The sequence below is a fragment of the Pseudomonas sp. F01002 genome (genome assembly GCF_004402115.1).
GTDB lineage: Bacteria > Pseudomonadota > Gammaproteobacteria > Pseudomonadales > Pseudomonadaceae > Aquipseudomonas > Aquipseudomonas frigoris.
In genome coordinates, this window is the sequence record NZ_SOPU01000015.1 from 89,569 (window position 1) to 109,142 (window position 19,574).

Consider the following 19,574-nt stretch of genomic DNA (forward strand, 5'->3'; position numbering starts at 1 on the left):
TCAGGACTCCAGGTCGTGCCGATTGACCCGTGCTTCCAACTGGTTCTGCAGGTGCGAAAGCACCGTGGCCAGAACCCAGTAGATCAGCGCGGCGGCAAGGTACATGGTGAAAATTTCAAAGGTTCGGGCGGTAATCAGCTGCGCCTGACGGAACAGTTCCGGCACCTGAATAGTGGCTGCCAGCGCGGTGTCCTTCACAAGCGAAATGAAGCTGTTGCCCAGCGGTGGCAGAGCCGTGCGCATCGCTTGCGGCAGGATGGCCCGGCGCAGGGTCTGCGCACGGGTCATGCCGATACTCGCGGCGGCTTCCCACTGACCGCGCTCGATGGAACTGATCGCGGCACGCAGGATTTCGCAGGCATAGGCCGCCATGTTCAGCGAGAAGCCGATCAGGGCCGCCGGCAGCGGATCAAGTTCGATGCCCAATTGCGGCAAGCCGTAATAGATCACGAACAGTTGCACCAACAACGGCGTGCCGCGAAAGAACGACACGTAGATGCGGGCGACCCAGCTCACCAGTTTGAAGCGCGACAGGCGCATCAACGCCAAACCAAACCCCATCACCAGGCCGAAGAACATCCCGCCCAGGCTCAGAATGACCGTGTAGTACGCGCCCTTCAGCAGGAAGGGCGCGGAATCCAGCGCGAGTTGGAAAGCTTCTTCCATTATTTAGTGACGTCAGCGCTGAAGTATTTTTCCGAAAGCTTTTTCAGCGTACCGTCGGCACGCAGCTTGTCGATGGCTTTGTTCACCGCGGCCAGCAGCTCAGGCTCGCCTTTGCGCAGGGCGATGCCGGCTTCCTGGCGGGAGAACGCTTCGCCGGCGGCGGTGGTGTCCTTGGCCTTCTTGGCGTATTCCAGCGCGGCGAGGCGGTCGATCAGAATGGCGTCGATGCGGCCGACGCGCAGATCCTGGAACTTGGTCGGATCATCGTCATAGGTCTTGATGATGGCTTTTGGCTGATTGTCCTTGAGCCACTGCTCGTAATTGGTGCCCAGGCCTACACCGACTTTTTTGCCGGCTAGATCGGCGGCAGACTTGATGTTCAGCTCCGCAGCCTTCTTGGTCAGCACCAGCGCCTGAATCCCGGAAACGGTGTACGGTTCGGAGAAGTCATACTTCTTCTTGCGCTCTTCGGAGATGGTCACCTGGTTGATCACGGCGTCCAGACGTTTGGATTCCAGCGCCGCGAGGATGCCGTCCCATTTGGTCGGTTGCAGTTTGACCTTCACGCCCAGCTCTTTGGCCACGGCTTCGGAAAACTCGACTTCGAAGCCGGCCAGCTTGCCGTCGGCGTCGACGAAACTGAACGGTGGGTAAGTGCCTTCCAGGCCAACGTTGATCACGCCAGCGTCTTTGATTTTTTGCAGCTGCTCACCGGCAACCGCTTGCCCCAGCAGACCGGCGCTCAGCGCCAGGCCCAGCGAACCTACCAGCAGATTTCGTCGTAGTGCGGAAAAATTCATGACAAGCCCCTGTGTTTTCTTATGAAGACGCTTTTAGGAATGTTGGCAAAATCGGGATTTGGACGACTGCGATATCCTGCCCTAAAGCAGCGTATGCGTCTCGCTGCAAATTCGCCTGCGGCGCGACTATATGACGGTGCTTTTAGATTGGAAAATAATAAATATAAAGTTTGTTATTCTTTTTTAGAATATAAGTTGCCTTCGAAAAGATCGCAGCCTGCGGCAGCTCCTACATGGATCATGCCCGGCGCAAATTCCGGATTAACGCCGATCAATGTAGGAGCTGCCGCAGGCTGCGATCTTTTAATCTTCGATCCTTACAAAAAACTTGTATAGGCAAACAACGCCGGCGCCCCGCCGGTGTGCAGGAAGATGATCGGGCCGTCATTGAAGCGCTGGCGGCCGATGCCATCGAGCAAACCCGCCATGGCCTTGCCGGTATAAACCGGGTCCAGCAACAGCCCTTCCTGACTCGCCACCAGCTTCACGGCTGCCAACGTCCCGGCATTCGGTTCGCCGTAGCGCGGGCCGAAATACTCGTCCCACAACTCGACCTTGAAATTCTTTGGCAGGCTCACACCCAACAGCTCGGCAGTGCGCTCGGCGAGCCCCTGGACTTTCGGTCGCTGATCTTCATCGCTGCGAGAAACCGTGACACCAATCACTGGCAAATCCGGCAGTGCTTCACTCAACGCCAACGCCAGACCGCTATGGGTCCCGGCGCTGCCCGAAGCCAGAACCAAGGCCGCGAATGTCAGCCCGGTGTCCTTGATCTGCTCGGCCAATTCCAGCCCGGCGCGCACATAACCCAAAGCGCCCAATGCGTTGGAGCCACCAATCGGCACCAGATACGGCTTCTTGCCGTTGTTGCGTAGACGGTCGGCCAGAGCCTGCAATTGCTCGTCGGCGTTGTCGAGGTTTTCCACCAGCTCGACCTTGGCATCGAACAGGTCCAGCAACAGTCGATTGCCGTTACCGACATAGTTGGCGTCGTCGGTACCCAGGGGATTTTCCAGCAGGGCTACGCAGCCCAGGCCAAGCTTGGCCGCAATGGCGGCAGTCTGGCGCACGTGGTTGGACTGAAGCGCACCAGCGGTAATCAAGGTGTCGGCGCCTTGTGCCAGTGCATCGGCCGCCAGGTATTCGAGCTTGCGCAGCTTGTTGCCGCCCATCGCCAGCGGCGTCAGGTCATCACGCTTGACGTATACATCGCGGCCCAACCAGGCCGACAGGCGTTCGAGTTTTTCCAGGGCGGTAGGATGACCGAGCAGGTCGAGGCGGTTAAAGCGGGCAAGCTGTTGTTTGATCATGGGGTCCGTACTGGCGGAGGGAGATGACAGGACTATAGGCACGCCTATTTTGCGGGGCAACTGCCAATCGCCTTATGCCAAAAAGTGCTGAGCACAGCACAATCGGTTCTTAATTCGGCTTCCAGACCATGCCGTAAAGTAATCGCGGTTAACGCGGCCAGACAGTCCGGCCGCCCGTGAGGAGTTTTTACCGTGAGCGAGCGTTCCAGTCATTGGCAACTGCAGACCATCGTCAGCCAACTGCGCACGGCGCGTGATCAGTGGCGGGTACAAAATGGCCGCGCCAGCACCGAACAGGGCGGTCGCGAGTTGCCTTCCCGAGCGGCCATGGCAGAGATTCTCGAAGCCCTCTGTGGCGCGTTGTTCCCGATGCGCCTGGGGCCGGTGGATTTGCGCGAGGAGAGTGAAGACTTCTACGTCGGCCACACGCTGGACGTTGCGTTGAACGCGTTGCTGGCTCAGGCGCGACTCGAATTGCGCTACGCCGCTCGCCACAGTGCTCAGGCCGACACTGAAGTCGAGGCCAAGACCATTCAGATCATTCAGGACTTCGCCCTCGCATTGCCGGGGCTGCGCAGTCTGCTCGACACCGACGTGCTGGCGGCCTATCACGGCGATCCGGCGGCTCGCAGCGTCGATGAGGTGTTGTTGTGCTATCCGGGGATTCTGGCGGTGATTCACCATCGCCTGGCCCATCACTTATACCGCGCCGGATTGCCGCTGCTGGCACGGATCAGTGCGGAAATCGCACACTCGGCGACCGGCATCGACATCCACCCTGGCGCGCAGATTGGTCGCAGCTTCTTCATCGATCACGGGACGGGTGTGGTGATCGGCGAGACCGCCATCATCGGCGAGCGTGTGCGGATTTATCAGGCCGTGACGTTGGGCGCCAAGCGCTTCCCGGCGGATGAAGACGGTCAGTTGCAGAAGGGGCAACCGCGACATCCGATTGTCGAGGATGACGTGGTGATCTATGCCGGTGCGACGATTCTGGGGCGGATCACCATCGGCAAGGGCTCGACCATTGGCGGCAATGTCTGGCTGACCCGCAGCGTACCGGCGGGGAGCAACCTGACTCAGGCGAATCTGCAGCATGATGACGGGACGCAGAAGTAAGCCCCCGGCTTTTTGGTGACTGATAAACAGTCTTCGTTGGCTGTAGGAGCTGTGTAGGAGCTGTCGAGTGAAACGAGGCTGCGATCTTTTGACTTTGCTTTTTTAAGATCAAGATCAAAAGATCGCAGCCTCGTTTCACTCGACAGCTCCTACAAAATCCCCCGAATCCCACGTCATACCCTTCCTTGAGCTAGCGTACGAACAGTACCGCCGAGCCTTGCGATTAGTCCTTAGCACCCTATTCATGTTTAACTTGAACGCTCATTCAAGTTAAACCGCCGGTTTGCTGCCCGCTCACAACAGGAGGCTTGCCTATGCCGAGTCCGTTACTGATTGCCCTGTTTCACCCCCTTGAGGTGCATCTTTCATGAGTGCATCGCCCACCCCCGCTAGCGGTCAGGTCCGCATGAATCCGCCGGTGTTTTACTTTTCGGCGACGTTCATTTTGCTGTTCGGCATCATCGTCATCGCCATGCCTGAACAAGCCGGCGCCTGGCTTCTGGAAGCGCAGAACTGGGCGGCCAACACGGTCGGCTGGTACTACATGCTCGCGATGACCCTGTATCTGGTCTTCGTGGTGGTCACCGCCTTGTCCGGCTACGGCAAGATCAAGCTCGGTGCCGACCACGACGAGCCCGAATTCAGTTACCTGTCCTGGGCCGGCATGCTGTTCGCCGCCGGGATCAGCATCACGCTGTTCTTTTTTTGCGTGTCCGAACCGCTGACACACCTGGCGCAACCCCCGCAAGGCGAAGCGGGCACGGCGGATGCGGCGCGTCAGGCGATGCAGATTCTGTTTTTGCACTGGGGCCTGCACGGCTGGGGCGTGTTCGCCTTCGTCGGCATGGCGCTGGCTTATTTTGCCTACCGTCACAACCTGCCGCTGGCCCTGCGTTCGGCGCTCTATCCGCTGATCGGCAAGCGCATCAACGGCCCGATCGGTTACGCGGTGGACGGCTTCGGCATCATCGCCACGGTGTTCGGCCTCGGTGCCGACATGGGCTTTGGCGTATTGCACCTCAACTCGGGTCTGGACTACCTGTTCGGCATCGCTCACACCCAGTGGATTCAGGTCGGCCTGATCACGCTGATGATGGGCGCGGCGATCATCGTCGCGGTGTCCGGTGTCGATAAAGGCGTGCGCGTGATGTCTGACATCAACATGCTGCTGGCCTGCGCGCTGTTGCTGTTCGTATTGTTCGCCGGCCCGACCCAGCACCTGCTCAACACTCTGATCCAGAACATCGGCGACTACCTCGGCGCCTTGCCGATGAAGAGTTTCGACCTGTACGCCTACGACAAACCGAGCGACTGGCTGGGCGGTTGGACGGTGTTCTACTGGGCTTGGTGGATCGCATGGTCGCCGTTCGTGGGCCTGTTCATCGCACGGATTTCCCGTGGCCGGACCATCCGCGAATTCGTCTTCGGCGTGCTGTTGATTCCGCTCGGCTTCACCCTCGCGTGGATGTCGATCTTCGGCAACAGCGCCATCGATCAAGTCCTCAATCACGGCATGAGCGCCCTCGGCATGTCGGCCATCGATAACCCGTCGATGACCCTCTACTTGCTGCTGGAAACCTACCCGTGGAGCAAAACCGTCATCGCGGTCACGGTGTTCATCAGTTTCGTGTTCTTCGTGACGTCTGCCGACTCCGGCACCGTGGTGCTGTCGACGCTGTCTGCCAAGGGCGGCAATCCCGATGAAGACGGGCCGAAATGGCTGCGAGTGTTCTGGGGCGCAATGACCGCGTTGGTGACCAGCGCGCTGCTGTTTTCCGGCAGCATCGATGCGCTGAAGTCAGCGGTGGTGCTGACCTCGTTGCCGTTCTCGATGATCTTGCTGCTGATGATGTGGGGGCTGCACAAGGCGTTCTACCTGGAGTCGCAGAAGCAGATCGCGCAACTGCATTCGCTGGCACCGGTCTCCGGTTCACGCCGTGGTGGCTGGCGTCAGCGCTTGAGTCAGGCGGTGCATTTCCCGTCGCGGGATGAGGTCTATCGCTTCCTCGATACGACGGTGCGTCCGGCGATTGAAGAAGTCTCGGCGGTGTTCGTCGAGAAGGGCTTGAACGTGGTCACCCAGCCGGACCCGGCCAACGACAACGTCAGCCTGGAAATCGGTCATGGCGAGGAGCATCCGTTTATCTATCAAGTGCAGATGCGTGGCTATTTCACGCCGTCGTTTGCCCGTGGCGGCATGGGTTCCAAGGAACTCAATAACCGTCGTTATTACCGGGCTGAAGTGCATTTGAGCGAGGGCAGTCAGGATTACGATCTGGTGGGTTACACCAAGGAGCAGATCATCAACGACATCCTTGATCAGTACGAACGGCACCTGCAGTTTTTGCATTTGGTGCGTTGATCGAGAACCGGTGGCGCCGGGCCTTTTTCAGGTCTCGGCGCTCAACACCATGAACAGCACCAGCGCCGCCACCGGCACACTGAACACCACCGTGCCGATCATCAGTTCCGAACTCAGTGACTGGCCGGCCGTGACCATGCCAACGGCGCCGTTGATCATCGTCAGCGCCAGCCACAAGACCACGAAGCTGTAGGTCAGTGTCTGTTGGCTGAAGCCGATTTTCTCGCCAATGAACAGCATCAGCGCCAGGAGGATCAGGCCGAAGGTGATGATGATCGTGGTGTGCATGCTGTGTTCCGCCCTTCAAATGTGTGTTGCCCTTGAGTCGGCACTGCGGTGTCAGTGTGAGCTTAGTTAAACCAGCCCGCCATTAACCCGCAAAATCTGCCCGTTGGCCCAACCCGAATCCGGGCCGACCAGGAAAGACACAACACGGGAGATATCTTCCGGCTGAGCCAAACGTTCCAGCGGAGGCATCTTGGCGAAGGTCTGGATCTGCTCTTCGCTCTTGCCGTGCAGGAACAGGTCGGTAGCCACCGGACCGGGGGCCACGGCATTGACGGTGATACTGCGACCGCGCATTTCCTTGGCGAACACCTGGGTCAGGGATTCCACCGCCGCTTTGCTGGCGATGTACACCGCGTAGCCCGGCAGGTTCATGCCGACGGTGCTGCTGGAGAAGTTGATGATCCGCCCGCCAGCGTTCAGGCGAGTGGCGGCTTCACGCAGGGCCGCGGGCGACGCTGACCCACACGCTGAATCAATTCGAAGCCTGGCTCGGTACGCGTTTACTGGAGCGAAGCACTCGTAAGGTGCGTCCTACGCTGGATGGCGAGGCGTATTACCTGCGTTGTGTGCAATTGCTGGCAGAGTTGGAAGAAGCTGAACTGGCGTTTCGCGGGGTGGCGCCGAAAGGGCGGTTACGCGTCGATCTGCACGGCACGCTGGCCAAGCACTTCGTCATCCCGGCATTGCCACAGTTCATGGCGCGCTACCCGGACATCGAACTGTCCATCAGCGAGGCCGACCGCTTTGTCGACCTGATCGCTGAAGGCGTCGACTGCGTGCTGCGCGCCGGCACCTTGGGCGACTCCGCGCTGATCGGCCGCCGCGTCGCCAACCTGCGTCAAATCACCTGCGCCAGTCCCGCGTACCTGCGCAAATACGGCGAACCGAAAAGCCTCGACGACCTGAAACATCATCGTGCCGTTAACTACGTTTCGCGCACGACTGCCAAGTTATTTCCTTTCGAATTCATGGTTGATGGCGAGCTGAAGGAAGTCGCCATCGATGGGGCGCTTTCAGTATTCGGCGCGGAAATTTATGCGGCGTCGGCGATTGCCGGGTTGGGGCTGATCCAGTGCCCGCATTACCGAATGGAAACGCAGATTTCCCAGGGCTTGGTGCAGGAAGTCCTGATCGAAACGCCGCCACCGCCGATGCCGGTTTCGGTGTTGTATCCGCACAACCGACACATGTCGCCACGGGTTCGGGTGTTTGTGGATTGGTTGGGGGACGTGTTTGCGGATGCGCAGTAGCCGCTGGTCCACGGGCAAGCTGGGTCTTCTCACCTTGGACTAATATTTATCAGAGTGTGTATGGTGTGTATTGACATGAAGCTTCGTCGCGTAGTGTGCGCAGCAGATGCTGCCCACAAGGACGAAGGTGATGCGAAGTCGGGAAATGATCAGGATGATCGAGGAGGATGGTTGGTATCTGGTGGCCGTGAAAGGCAGCCATCATCAGTACAAGCATCCGTGCAAGCCAGGCAGGGTGACGATAAAGCACCCGGACTCGGATCTTCCGAAAGGAACGATCAACAGCATATTGAAACAGGCGGGTCTGAAATGAGACCCGACACCGAATACGAAAGCCCCGAGGGGGCCACATCACAGGAAGGACTTACCGAAATGAAATTCCCGGTCGTTCTGCACAAGGATGCCGACTCAGAATACGGAGTAATTATCCCGGACGTGCCGGGTTGCTTCTCCGCAGGCGTTACTGTGGCGCAGGCATTTGAAAACGTGAAAGAAGCGTTGTCGTTGCACTACGAAGGCTTGGTGGCCGATGGCGATCCACTGCCGCAGGTGCATGAGATCGACGCTCATCTTGATAACCCTGATTTCGCGGGCGGCGTATGGGGGGTGGTCGAATTTGATATCACGCCTTACTTCGGAAAGTCGGTGCGCTTCAATGCCACACTGCCTGAGCAGTTGCTTGAGCGTATTGATCAAACGGTCAGGCGGGATCAGCGGTACAGCTCAAGGTCTGGCTTTTTGGCTGCCGCCGCCTTGCGTGAGTTGTCGGCGTAAATGTTGATCGTTCCCACGCAGAGCGTGAGAACGATCAACTGACGGCAAAGATGAAATATGTGAAACGTTTCAGCATTTTATCGAGTCCGAGGTTTATCGGCGTTTGTCTGGGCGTATGCTGGGCAACTTGCGAAGCAGTCGATACCAACTTCAAGACAGACAAGAGAGGATTCGATGACCTACACCGCTGCCGAAAACCGCTACGACTCCATCCCTTATCGCCGCGTGGGGCGCAGTGGGCTGGTGCTGCCAGCACTGTCTCTGGGCCTGTGGCACAACTTTGGCGACAGCACGCCGATCGACACTCAGCGTTCGTTGCTGCGTACCGCATTTGATCTTGGCATCAATCATTTCGACCTGGCCAACAACTACGGCCCGCCGTATGGCAGCGCCGAGATCAATTTCGGTCGTTTGCTGCGTGAAGACTTCAAGCAGTATCGCGACGAGCTGATCATCTCCAGCAAGGCCGGTTGGGACATGTGGGCCGGTCCTTATGGTCAGGGCGGCGGTTCGCGCAAATACGTGTTGGCCAGCCTCGACCAGAGCCTGCAGCGCCTGGGCCTGGACTACGTGGACATCTTCTATTCCCACCGCTTCGACCCGGACACGCCGCTAGAAGAAACTGCCAGCGCACTGGCCACCGCAGTACAACAGGGCAAGGCGTTGTACATCGGTATCTCCTCGTACTCGGGGGTTAAAACCCGTGAAATGGCCGCGCTGCTGAAAGAGTGGAAAGTCCCTTTGCTGATTCACCAACCGGCTTACAACCTGCTCAATCGTTGGGTGGAAAAAGACCTGCTGGATACGACGGACGAACTCGGTACGGGCGTAATTGCGTTCACGCCACTGGCTCAGGGTTTGTTGACCGACAAGTACCTCAATGGTGTGCCGGCGGACGCGCGGGTCAATCGTCCGGGAGGTGGTTCGTTGCAGGCGGCGCACCTGTCCGAAGCCAACATCGCTCATGTACGTGCGCTGAATGAGATTGCCAAGCGTCGCGGTCAGAGTCTGGCGCAGTTGGCTTTGGCGTGGACGTTACGCGATTCGCGCGTGACGTCGGCGCTGATCGGTGCGAGCCGGCCGGAGCAGATTATCGAGAACGTCGGGGCGTTGAAAAATCTGAGCTTTAGCGCTGAAGAGCTGGCGGAGATCGACCGGTTTGCCCAGGAGGGCGGGGTTAATCTTTGGGAGAAGCCTTCGACGGCGGAGTAAGTGTTCGGCGCTGGATCCTTTGGCGCCTGACAGACCGCTTTCGCGAGCAAGCCCGCTCCCACATTAGACCGAGTTGTTCAGTAAGAACGCGGTCTAATGTGGGAGCGGGCTTGCTCGCGAAGGGGCCATCAAAGTTAGTAAAAAAACTCCCTGGATTACCGAAAAAACGGCACATCCCCCAACACCGTCGCCCGCTGCATCACCCGCCGAGCCGGCCGGTAATCATCCACGGCGTAATGCTGTGTCACGCGGTTATCCCAAAACGCCACGTCGTCCTTCTGCCAACGCCAGCGAATGGTAAATTCCGGCCGTGTCGCGTGGGCAAACAGAAACTTCAGAATCACCTCGCTTTCGGTTTCCGACAGTTCATTGATCTTCGACGTGAAGCCTTCATTGACGAACAACGACCGGCGTCCGCTCACCGGATGAGTGCGAATCACCGGGTGTGACAGCGGCGGATTTTTTCTGCGCGCTTCCTCCCACTGGGCCAAGGCTTGCGGCGTGTTGCCATAGCGCTCCAGCGGGAACGAGCGGGTGAAATCGTGGGTAGCCGTCAGCCCTTCGAGCAAGGTTTTCATCGGCGCGGACAACGCTTCATACGCCGCAATACCGCTGGCCCACAACGTGTCGCCACCAAACTCCGGCAACAACTTGGCGCTGAGCACCGCGCCCAGGGCCGGGGTCGGCAGGAAGGTCACGTCGGTGTGCCAGATCGCGTTGTCACGCACGTCGGTGACGGCGGTGTCGAGGATCAGCACTTCGGGCTGTTCCGGCACATTTGGGTAAATCGGGTGAATGTGCAGGTCGCCGAAATTGGCGGCGAAACGCGCCTGTTGCTGCGGTGTGATCGGCTGATCGCGGAAGAACAACACTTGATGTTTGAGCAGCGCCTGCTCGATGGCGTCGCGCTGTTCCAGGTTCAGCGGCTGGCTGATGTCGACGCCGCTGATGTGTGCGCCGAGGGCGTAGCTTAAGGGGACGATGGTCAGGTTGCTCATGGTGTTCTCTTCAATTCTGGAGGCCGTACATGAATTTTGTGAACGACACCGCACCTGTAGGAGTTGCCGAATGCTGCGATCTTTTGATGTTGTTTTTAGAGAGCAAGATCAAAAGATCGCAACCTCGTTTCACTCGACAGCTCCTACAGGGTTGATCCAAAAAAAGGGGGTATCAAGGCAGTTGCTCCTACATTCAAATGCTTCAGTGTGCCTGTCCATGCCACGGCACCAGTTTGCGTTGCAGGGCGCGCAAGCCCATCTCCATGGCGAAGGCGATCAGAGCGATCACCAGAATCCCCAGCACCACCACATCGGTGACCAGGAACTGTGCGGCCGACTGCACCATGAAGCCCAAACCACTGGTAGCAGCGATCAGTTCGGCGGCAACCAGCGTCGACCAACCCACACCCAATCCAATCCGCACACCGGTCAAAATGTCCGGCAGCGCACTAGGCAGAATCACATGGCGAATCAACTGCGCCCGGGTCGCGCCTAACGACTGCGCCGCGCGCAATTTGGCCGGGTCGACGGTACGCACGCCGGTCGCGGTAGCGATGGCGATCGGGGCGAAGATCGCGAGGTAGATCAGCAAGACTTTCGACAGCTCACCGATGCCGCACCAGATCACGATCAGCGGTAGATAAGCCAGCGGTGGGATAGGGCGGTAGAACTCGATCAGCGGATCGAGAATGCCGCGGGCAATGCGGTTGTGGCCGATGGCGATTCCAACGGGCACGGCGGTCAGCACCGCGAAGCCCAGGCCCAGACCGATTCGGCTGAGGCTCGCGCCAAGGTGCTGCCACAACGTTGAATCCATGTAGCCGGTGGTCACCAGCAGCCAGCCTTTTTGCAGTACGGCGGAGGGTGGCGGCAGGAACAGCGGTTCGATCATTCCAGTGGCGGTGACGGCCCACCAAATGACCACGAGCGCGACGAGTGTCAGCAGACTGATCCAGCGAGTACTGAGGCTGCGTCGAACAGGAATCACCGTAGAGTGCGGTTTGACCGTGACGGCCGGAATCTCATAGCTGCTCATACGGTCTCCTGCCGCTGGGCGGCGCTGCGTTGGGAGAACACTTTGGCAAGCACGTGTTCGCGGGTTTCGATAAAGCGCGGATCTGACTTGATCGATCGAGCCGACTCCCCAGCGGCATAACGCTGACCGAAATCCAGGCTCAGGCGCTCAACGATTTGCCCAGGATTCGGCGCCAGCAGAATCAGGTCCGTGGCGAGAAACACCGCTTCTTCGATGTCGTGGGTAATCAGAAATACGGGTTTTGCGGTGCGCTGCCAGACTTGTAGCAGCAACTCCTGCATCTGTTCGCGGGTGAAGGCATCGAGGGCGCCGAAGGGTTCGTCCATCAGCAACACCCGAGGGTCGGCGGCGAGGGCACGGGCCAAGCCGACACGCTGCTTCTGGCCGCCCGAGAGTTGCCAGATCCGGCGGTTTTCGAAACCGTAAAGGTCGACCAGCGCGAGCATTTCCCGGGCGCGGATTTCGCGTTTGTCCCGGGGAATACCAGCCAGTTCCAGACCGAAACCGACGTTGGCCAGCACGTCCTGCCAAGGCAGCAGGGCATTATCCTGGAACACTACGCCGCGTTCGGCGCTCGGTCCTTTGACCGGCACGCCATCGAGGGTGATGCGCCCGGCGCTAGGTTCGACGAAACCGGCAATCAGGTTCAACAGCGAGGTCTTGCCACTGCCGGACGGGCCGAGGGCGACCAGCAACTGCTGGGGCCCAAGACTCAGGGAAATATCCGCCAGTACCGGTTCGGCGGCGCCGGGGTACTGTGCGCTGATGCGCTCCAGCTGAAGCAAAGCCATCGCGGTTAACTCCGATCAGTTGGTGATGTATTTGGCGCTGACGTAGGGGGCGTAGTCCGGTAGCACGGCTTCAACCTTGCCTTGTTCTTTCAGGAACGCGGCGGTGTCGGTGATGGCCTTGGTGGTCGGCGCGCCGAGGGTGATCACCTGATCAGCCGCCAGCGGGAAGACGTTGCCTTGCAGCAGCAACGGAATGTCGCTGGCCTTGGCGCCGGAGAGTTTCACCAGCTTGTCGACATTGGATTGGTTGGCGAGCCAGGCTTTCGGGTCTTTGCGGTAGTCGGCGTAGGCATCGAGGGTCACTTTGGCGAACGCGGTGACGATTTCCGGGTGCTTCTCGGCGAAGTCTTTACGCACGATCCAGGCATCAAAGGTCGGTGCGCCGAACTTGGCCAGTTCACCGGAGGTGATCAGCACTTTGCCATTTTCCTTGGCCACGCCGAGGGCTGGGTCCCAAACGTAAGTGGCGTCGATGTCACCGCGTTTCCACGCAGCAATGATGGCTGGCGGGGCAAGGTTGAGGACGGTGACTTTCGATGGATCGATGTTCCAGTGCTTCAGCGCGGCCAACAGGCTGTAGTGGCCGGTGGAAACGAACGGCACGGCGATTTTCTTGCCGATCAGGTCTTGTGGGGTCTTGATTCCGGAACCGTCGCGGGCAACCAGGGCTTCAGCGGCGCCGATCTGCGTGGCGATGAGGAAGGTTTCTACCGGGACTTTACGGGTGATCGCCGCCGTCAGGGGGCTGGAACCGAGGTAGCCGATCTGCACGTCGCCGGAAGCGATGGCGGCGATGATGTCGGCGCCGTTGTCGAATTTGCGCCAGTCGATCTTGGCGTTGGTGGCTTTTTCGTACGCGCCGTCAGCCTGGGCGACTTTCGCCGGGTCTACGGTGGTCTGGTAGGCGACGGTGACGTCAGCCGCCTGGGCAAAGAAACTCGCCGCAGCCAGAGACGCGGCCGCCAGCAGGCGAAGGGGGAAAGTCAGTTTCATTGAGAAGCTCCTTGTCAGGCGACCGAGAGTCGGCGTGAAAAGGAGACTAAATGATATAAGAATCGGAAAATAAATAACTTTTTCGAATGAGCTTATGAGCGGAAAATTCTAAAGGATCAAAAGATCGCAGCCTGCGGCAGCTCCTACAAAGGTAGCGTGCGAATTCAAAATTGCGTGGTGCGGGCAAAAAAAAATCGCAACCCTGGCACCGTCCCGTAGGAGCTGCCGAAGGCTGCGATCTTTTGACAGGCGCCGCTTAATTGCTGATGGCCAAAATGCTCGCCTGATACGACCCGACAAACACATCGAAATCGCCCACCTCGTTCTGCTCCAGCTCGACCTGTTCAGCCAGCGACGAACCTGCCCGGTCTTCAAATTTCGCCTGGTCTTCGCTTGAAAGCGGCTCGCTGCGGAAAAACTCCGCATGCGCGCGGCTCTGACGCAGGGAGAACTGAGCAAAGCTTTCCTTATGCTCAGCCATCGCCGCCAATACTTGGGCCGACGGTGTGCGGGACGGATCCTTGATCTTCTCCAATTGCACGTCCAGCGCCTTGCTATGCGCATCGCCGCCATGACTCTGATCCAGCATCGCCGCCAGTGGTGCAATCTTCTCCAGCAACTCGCCGGCCCACTCTTTCAGGTCCACCGGATGACCGTCGCGTTGCAGTTGCAGGCCCGGGCGGCGACCTTCCTTGACCACGCTGAGGAAGTTCGAGGTCGCGTTGCCGCACGAGGTGTTGGTCAGCAGCGGGCTGTCGTTCAGCGCGCAATACAGCAGGAACGCATCGAGGAACCGCGACTCCGGCAGGTCGATGCCCATCGGCAGGAACGGGTTGATGTCCAGGCAACGCACTTCAACGTACTGAATGCCGCGAGCCACCAGCGCCTGGATCGGCCGTTCGCCAGTGTAGGTCACGCGTTTCGGGCGGATGTTGGAGTAGTACTCGTTTTCGATCTGCAGGATGTTGGTGTTGAGCTGAACCCACTCTCCGTCCTGATGCGTGCCGATTTCGACGTACGGCGAATACGGTGTGGCGACCGCTTTGCGCAGGCTGTCGGTGTAGCTCGCCAAGTCGTTGTAGCACGGCGTCAAACCGGCCTGGGCGTTGCTCTGGTAACCCAGGTCACTCATGCGCAGGCTGGTGGCGTACGGCAAGTACAAGGTGTCCGGGTCCAGTTGTTCCAACTGATGCGAGCGGCCACGCAGGAAACCGGCGTCCAGCGCAGGCGAAGCACCGAACAGGTACATCAGCAGCCAGCTGTAGCGGCGGAAGTTACGGATCAGCGCGATGTAGGCCGACGACTGATAGTCACGGTTGGTGCCGACAAAGCCTTCAGCCTCTTTAAGCAGCGGCCAGAGCTTTTCCGGTAGGGAAAAGTTGTAGTGAATCCCGGCGATGCACTGCATGGTCTTGCCGTACCGCAGGGCCAGGCCCTTGCGGTAGACGTACTTGAGCTGACCGATGTTGGAGGTGCCGTAATAGGCAATCGGGATGTCTTCCTCGGCCGGCAACGGGCACGGCATCGATGGACTCCACAGGTACTCGTTGCCGAGCTTGCTGTAGGCAAAACGGTGGATCTTGTCCAAGCTCGCCAGAGTGTCCGCCGGGTCAGGCAGGGCGGGCGTGATGAACTCCAGCAGCGACTCGGAATAGTCGGTGGTGATTTGTTCGTTGGTCAGCGCGGAACCCAATTCTTCCGGGTGCGGCGTTTGCGCCAGGCGACCTTCGCCGGTCACGCGCAGGCATTCACGTTCGATGCCGTGAAGGCACTGTTCGAGCAGAGAGAGGTTAGCGCGCTCGCCGAGCAGAGCCAGGCGGCGGTTGAGAAGTTCGCTCAAGTTGGATTCCTTCACGCGTCAGTCGCCCCAATATGGGGGTGGGCAAGACGGTCTACAAGGGTGAAGTTGAAACTGGCGTTTTCGCCTGGTTTTGGATCGCACACGGCGGCTGGCAGCCAGCCAATGATTGATCGCCGCAATCCCCTGTGGGAGCGGGCTTGCTCGCTCCCACAGGGAACTCCGGCGCTGCAGTTACAGCGCCGAAATTAACTCAAATTGATGACTGGTAGCTACAGGACAGCGAACGTGCCTTGTGCTTTTGCGACGAGTTTGTCGCCTTGCATCACGTCGGCTTCGACCACCAGCGTGCGGCGGCCCGGGTGGATCACCCGCGCCGTGCACATCACTTCACCGTCTGCGACGGCGCGAATGTAATTGATCTTGCACTCGATGGTCGCGCTCTGCTGGTCAAAACCATGGGTGCTGGAACAGGCCAGCCCCATGGCAATGTCCACCAGACTGAACAAGGCCCCGCCGTGCAGCTTGCCACCGCGATTGCGCAGTTCTGGTTCCAGCGCCAGGGCGACTTGCGCCACCCCGGTCTCCAGACTGTGCAAGCGACACCCCAGCAACTTGAAAAAAGCGCTTTCGGTCAGCCCGGCCGGGATGTCCATCAGCGTTTCTTCAACTGCTTGGCGTTGGCGAACAGCGACGCCATGGCGTTGTTGGCCGGAGCCGTCGCCGTGGTTTCCTTGCGTGGTGCAGTGTTCTGGGACTGGCGAGGAGCGGACCCCGGACGCGCACCACGGGCACCGTCGATTTTCTCGCCCGGGGTGTCGCTCATGCGCATCGACAGGCCAACGCGTTTGCGTGGGATGTCGATTTCCATGACCTTCACTTTCACCACGTCGCCAGCCTTCACCGCTTCACGCGGATCCTTGATGAACTTCTCCGAAAGCGCAGAGATGTGCACCAAACCGTCCTGATGCACGCCGATGTCGACGAAAGCACCGAAGTTGGTCACGTTGGTCACCACGCCTTCGAGGATCATGCCCAGCTGCAGGTCCTTGAGGTCTTCGACGCCTTCCTGGAACTCGGCGGTCTTGAATTCGGGACGTGGATCGCGGCCAGGTTTTTCCAGTTCTTGCAGGATGTCGGTGACTGTTGGCAGACCGAAGGTTTCGTCGGTGTACTTTTTCGGATCAAGACGCTTGAGGAAGCTGGCGTCGCCGATCAGTGAGCGAATGTCGCGGTCGGTCTCAGCGGCGATGCGCTGGACCAGCGGATAGGCTTCCGGGTGAACCGCAGACGAATCCAGCGGGTTGTCGCCATTCATGACGCGCAGGAAGCCAGCGGCCTGTTCGAAGGTTTTCTCGCCCAGACGAGCGACTTTCTTCAACGCCGCACGGGTTTTGAACGCACCGTGTTCGTCGCGGTGGCTGACGATATTTTGCGCCAGGGTCGCGTTGAGGCCGGAGATGCGGGCCAGCAGCGCCACGGAGGCGGTGTTCACGTCGACGCCCACGGCGTTCACGCAGTCTTCGACCACAGCGTCCAGGCCGCGCGCCAGTTTCAGCTGCGACACGTCGTGCTGGTACTGGCCGACGCCGATGGATTTCGGGTCGATCTTCACCAGCTCAGCCAGTGGATCCTGCAGGCGACGGGCAATCGACACCGCGCCACGGATCGACACGTCGAGGTCCGGGAATTCCTTGGAAGCCAGTTCCGACGCCGAGTAAACCGATGCGCCGGCCTCGGAGACCATGACTTTGGTCATCTTCATGGCTGGGTATTTTTTGATCAGCTCAGCGGCCAGCTTGTCGGTTTCACGGCTGGCGGTGCCGTTGCCGATGGCGATCAGGTCCACTGCATGCTTGGCGCACAGGGCAGCCAGAATCGCGATGGTCTGGTCCCACTTGTTGTGCGGCACGTGCGGGTAAACCGTGGCGTGATCCAGCAGTTTGCCGGTGGAATCGACCACGGCCACCTTGCAACCGGTGCGTAGGCCCGGGTCGAGGCCTAGCGTGGCACGCGGGCCAGCCGGCGCCGACAGCAGCAAATCGTGCAGGTTGTGAGCGAACACGTTGATCGCTTCGGTTTCCGCGCCATCGCGCAGTTCGCCCAGCAAGTCGGTTTCCAGGTGGGTGTAGAGCTTGACCTTCCAGGTCCAGCGCACCACTTCGCCCAGCCATTTGTCGGCGGCGCGGTTCTGGTTCTGAATGCCGAATTGCTGACCGATCATGCCTTCGCACGGGTGCATGGTGCCCGGCAGTTCGTCGCCGACTTTCAGCGCCGAACTCAGAATGCCTTCGTTGCGGCCACGGAAAATGGCGAGCGCGCGGTGCGACGGCATGCTTTTCAGCGGTTCATCGTGTTCGAAGTAGTCGCGGAACTTGGCGCCTTCCTCTTCTTTGCCGGCGATGACGCGGGCGCTGAGGGTGGCTTCCTGCTTGAGGTAGCTGCGCAGCTTGTCCAGCAGGCCGGCGTCTTCGGCGAAACGTTCCATCAGGATGTATTTGGCGCCTTCGAGGGCCGCCTTCACATCGGCGACGCCTTTTTCGGCATCGATGAAGCGTGCGGCTTCAGCGTCTGGCGTCAGGGTTGGGTCGTTGAACAGGCCGTCGGCCAGCTCGCCGAGGCCGGCTTCCAGGGCGATCTGGCCCTTGGTGCGGCGCTTCTGCTTGTACGGCAGGTACAAGTCTTCGAGGCGGGTTTTGGTGTCGGCGAGTTTAATATCGCGTTCAAGTTGCGGGGTCAGCTTGCCTTGTTCCTGGATGCTGGCAAGGATGCTGATACGCCGTTCGTCGAGTTCTCGCAGGTAGCGCAGACGCTCTTCCAGATGACGCAACTGGATGTCATCGAGGCTGCCGGTCACTTCTTTCCGGTAGCGGGCGATGAAGGGCACCGTGGAGCCTTCATCGAGTAGCGCGACGGCCGCTTCGACCTGTTGTGGGCGTACACCGAGTTCCTGGGCGATGCGGCTGTTGATGCTGTCCATAAAACCACCTGACAAATTGTGAAAGCAGGCTCGCAGGCGCAGAGATAAAGGCTCGGCGAGTCTGGTTGAGCGGCCTGGCCTGCGCCGCTACCTGGATCAACAGGTATCCCGTTGACCCGTGAAATCGAACAATTACTGCCCGTGCCATGAAAATAAAAAACGGCCACCTACAGTAATGATCAGACGTTGCCTGACACAAAAGGCCGCGCATTATAACCAGCGTTCTGTCATTCGGGGGCATCGCAGGCTGTAGGCATAAAGACCGGATTTCTGGCGATGAAGGAAAAATCTGCTAACAATGCACACGGTGCGTATAACGGCAGCTACGCCATAATGCGCGCCGAGATCAAAGGAGCATCTAATGAGCAGCACTGCAAACATTGCTGAAGGCGAAAAAATTCTTATTGTTGACGACGATCCAGGGCTGAGCAGCCTGCTGGAACGTTTTTTCGTCAGCAAGGGCTACCGCGCCCGCGCCGTACCGAACACTGAACAAATGGATCGCCTGCTGGCGCGTGAAGTGTTCAACCTGGTGGTCCTCGACCTGATGCTGCCCGGTGAAGACGGCTTGACCGCTTGCCGTCGCCTGCGCACCTCGAACAACCAGATCCCCATCATCATGCTGACCGCCAAGGGCGATGAGCTGAGCCGCATCAAGGGCCTGGAGCTGGGCGCCGACGATTACCTGGCCAAGCCATTCAACCCGGACGAGCTCATGGCTCGTGTCAAAGCGGTCCTGCGTCGTCAATCGACTCCTGTGCCGGGCGCACCGGGCAGCGAAGACGAAAGCGTGACCTTCGGTGACTACGAACTGTCCCTGGCCACCCGCGAGCTCAAACGCGGCGACGAAGTGCACATGCTCACCACCGGTGAGTTTGCGGTACTCAAGGCGTTGGTCATGAACGCCCGTCAGCCATTGACCCGAGACAAGCTGATGAACCTGGCCCGTGGTCGCGAGTGGGACGCGCTGGAGCGTTCCATCGACGTGCAGATCTCGCGTCTGCGCCGGATGATCGAACCCGATCCATCCAAACCGCGTTACATCCAGACTGTCTGGGGCGTGGGTTACGTGTTCGTTCCGGATGGCGCCGCCACCAAGTGATCGGTGATTTGTAGGAGCGGGTCTTGCGGGCAACGGGTCAGATGACCTTGCTCGCAGACTCGCGATCCGCAATATGCGAGCATCGCTCGCTCCTG

The 19,574-nt window shown here is 59.4% G+C and carries 18 protein-coding genes and 2 pseudogenes; 8 read left to right on the forward strand and 12 right to left on the reverse strand.

Features of this window, described 5'->3' with window-relative positions; all coding sequences use genetic code 11:
- Entirely contained in the window at nucleotides 1-666 is a 666-nt protein-coding gene (tcyL, locus tag E3W21_RS09985; protein WP_166793817.1) for a cystine ABC transporter permease, read from the reverse strand.
- Entirely contained in the window at nucleotides 666-1,466 is an 801-nt protein-coding gene (gene tcyJ / locus E3W21_RS09990) for a cystine ABC transporter substrate-binding protein (protein ID WP_134419408.1), read from the reverse strand. The genes tcyL and tcyJ overlap by 1 nt, the downstream gene beginning before the upstream one ends.
- 21 nt (nucleotides 1,467-1,487) lie before the next feature.
- Here tcyJ and E3W21_RS09995 point away from each other — a divergent pair, with 21 nt between their 5' ends.
- Nucleotides 1,488-1,802: a hypothetical protein gene (locus tag E3W21_RS09995; RefSeq protein WP_134419414.1), complete on the forward strand. Its 315-nt coding sequence runs from the start codon at nucleotides 1,488-1,490 to the stop codon at nucleotides 1,800-1,802.
- Here E3W21_RS09995 and E3W21_RS10000 read toward each other — a convergent pair.
- Nucleotides 1,784-2,776, reverse strand: coding sequence for a D-cysteine desulfhydrase (locus E3W21_RS10000; RefSeq protein ID WP_134419421.1), 993 nt, complete (start codon nucleotides 2,774-2,776; stop codon nucleotides 1,784-1,786). The genes E3W21_RS09995 and E3W21_RS10000 overlap by 19 nt on opposite strands.
- A gap of 192 nt (nucleotides 2,777-2,968) precedes the next feature.
- Between E3W21_RS10000 and epsC the strand changes: the two genes are divergently transcribed.
- A complete protein-coding gene (gene epsC, locus E3W21_RS10005; protein ID WP_046045486.1) occupies nucleotides 2,969-3,895 on the forward strand; it encodes a serine O-acetyltransferase EpsC in 927 nt (308 codons plus the stop codon).
- A gap of 406 nt (nucleotides 3,896-4,301) precedes the next feature.
- On the forward strand, nucleotides 4,302-6,257 hold the full coding sequence (betT, locus tag E3W21_RS10010; RefSeq protein ID WP_166793821.1) for a choline transporter BetT: 1,956 nt from the start codon (nucleotides 4,302-4,304) through the stop codon (nucleotides 6,255-6,257).
- Between the two features lie 27 nt (nucleotides 6,258-6,284).
- Here betT and E3W21_RS10015 read toward each other — a convergent pair whose 3' ends face one another.
- Nucleotides 6,285-6,545 (reverse strand): hypothetical protein, encoded by a 261-nt coding sequence (locus tag E3W21_RS10015; protein WP_134419435.1) that lies wholly within the window; start codon nucleotides 6,543-6,545, stop codon nucleotides 6,285-6,287.
- Between the two features lie 66 nt (nucleotides 6,546-6,611).
- Nucleotides 6,612-6,986, reverse strand: a pseudogene (locus E3W21_RS10020) (SDR family oxidoreductase); the annotation flags it as partial.
- A gap of 2 nt (nucleotides 6,987-6,988) precedes the next feature.
- Between E3W21_RS10020 and E3W21_RS10025 the strand changes: the two are divergent.
- From E3W21_RS10025 to mgrA, 4 genes and pseudogenes are all read left to right on the forward strand, one after another.
- Nucleotides 6,989-7,795: pseudogene (locus tag E3W21_RS10025) on the forward strand (LysR substrate-binding domain-containing protein); the annotation flags it as partial.
- 130 nt (nucleotides 7,796-7,925) lie between these two features.
- Nucleotides 7,926-8,108, forward strand: a complete 183-nt coding sequence (locus E3W21_RS10030) for a type II toxin-antitoxin system HicA family toxin (RefSeq protein ID WP_046045491.1) — start codon at nucleotides 7,926-7,928, stop codon at nucleotides 8,106-8,108.
- Nucleotides 8,105-8,569, forward strand: coding sequence for a type II toxin-antitoxin system HicB family antitoxin (locus E3W21_RS10035; protein ID WP_178084130.1), 465 nt, complete (start codon nucleotides 8,105-8,107; stop codon nucleotides 8,567-8,569). The genes E3W21_RS10030 and E3W21_RS10035 overlap by 4 nt, the downstream gene beginning before the upstream one ends.
- Nucleotides 8,570-8,743: 174 nt before the next feature.
- Entirely contained in the window at nucleotides 8,744-9,781 is a 1,038-nt protein-coding gene (mgrA, locus tag E3W21_RS10040) for an L-glyceraldehyde 3-phosphate reductase (RefSeq protein WP_134419448.1), read from the forward strand.
- A gap of 155 nt (nucleotides 9,782-9,936) precedes the next feature.
- On the opposite strand, the gene tauD is transcribed toward mgrA, so the two are convergent.
- The 7 genes from tauD to E3W21_RS10075 all read right to left on the reverse strand — a co-directional run bounded on the left by tauD (nucleotide 9,937) and on the right by E3W21_RS10075 (nucleotide 18,377).
- On the reverse strand, nucleotides 9,937-10,779 hold the full coding sequence (gene tauD / locus E3W21_RS10045) for a taurine dioxygenase (protein ID WP_129439432.1): 843 nt from the start codon (nucleotides 10,777-10,779) through the stop codon (nucleotides 9,937-9,939).
- A 202-nt stretch (nucleotides 10,780-10,981) separates the two neighbouring features.
- Entirely contained in the window at nucleotides 10,982-11,815 is an 834-nt protein-coding gene (tauC, locus tag E3W21_RS10050; protein ID WP_033058455.1) for a taurine ABC transporter permease TauC, read from the reverse strand.
- Nucleotides 11,812-12,606 carry a taurine ABC transporter ATP-binding subunit gene (tauB, locus tag E3W21_RS10055; RefSeq protein ID WP_134419461.1) on the reverse strand — a complete coding sequence of 265 codons (795 nt, stop codon included), beginning with the start codon at nucleotides 12,604-12,606 and terminating at the stop codon, nucleotides 11,812-11,814. The genes tauC and tauB overlap by 4 nt, the downstream gene beginning before the upstream one ends.
- Nucleotides 12,607-12,621: 15 nt before the next feature.
- Entirely contained in the window at nucleotides 12,622-13,599 is a 978-nt protein-coding gene (tauA, locus tag E3W21_RS10060; protein ID WP_134419468.1) for a taurine ABC transporter substrate-binding protein, read from the reverse strand.
- Between the two features lie 256 nt (nucleotides 13,600-13,855).
- Entirely contained in the window at nucleotides 13,856-15,439 is a 1,584-nt protein-coding gene (gene gshA / locus E3W21_RS10065) for a glutamate--cysteine ligase (protein WP_134419475.1), read from the reverse strand.
- A 230-nt stretch (nucleotides 15,440-15,669) separates the two neighbouring features.
- Nucleotides 15,670-16,053, reverse strand: coding sequence for a PaaI family thioesterase (locus tag E3W21_RS10070; protein WP_095127618.1), 384 nt, complete (start codon nucleotides 16,051-16,053; stop codon nucleotides 15,670-15,672).
- Complete coding sequence (locus E3W21_RS10075) at nucleotides 16,053-18,377, reverse strand: Tex family protein (protein ID WP_134419482.1); 2,325 nt, start codon at nucleotides 18,375-18,377, stop codon at nucleotides 16,053-16,055. Before E3W21_RS10075 ends, E3W21_RS10070 begins: the two co-directional genes overlap by 1 nt.
- Nucleotides 18,378-18,738: 361 nt before the next feature.
- On the opposite strand from E3W21_RS10075, the gene ompR reads away from it, so the two are divergent.
- On the forward strand, nucleotides 18,739-19,479 hold the full coding sequence (gene ompR, locus E3W21_RS10080; RefSeq protein WP_129439422.1) for a two-component system response regulator OmpR: 741 nt from the start codon (nucleotides 18,739-18,741) through the stop codon (nucleotides 19,477-19,479).
- The last annotated feature ends 95 nt before the right edge of the window (nucleotides 19,480-19,574 follow it).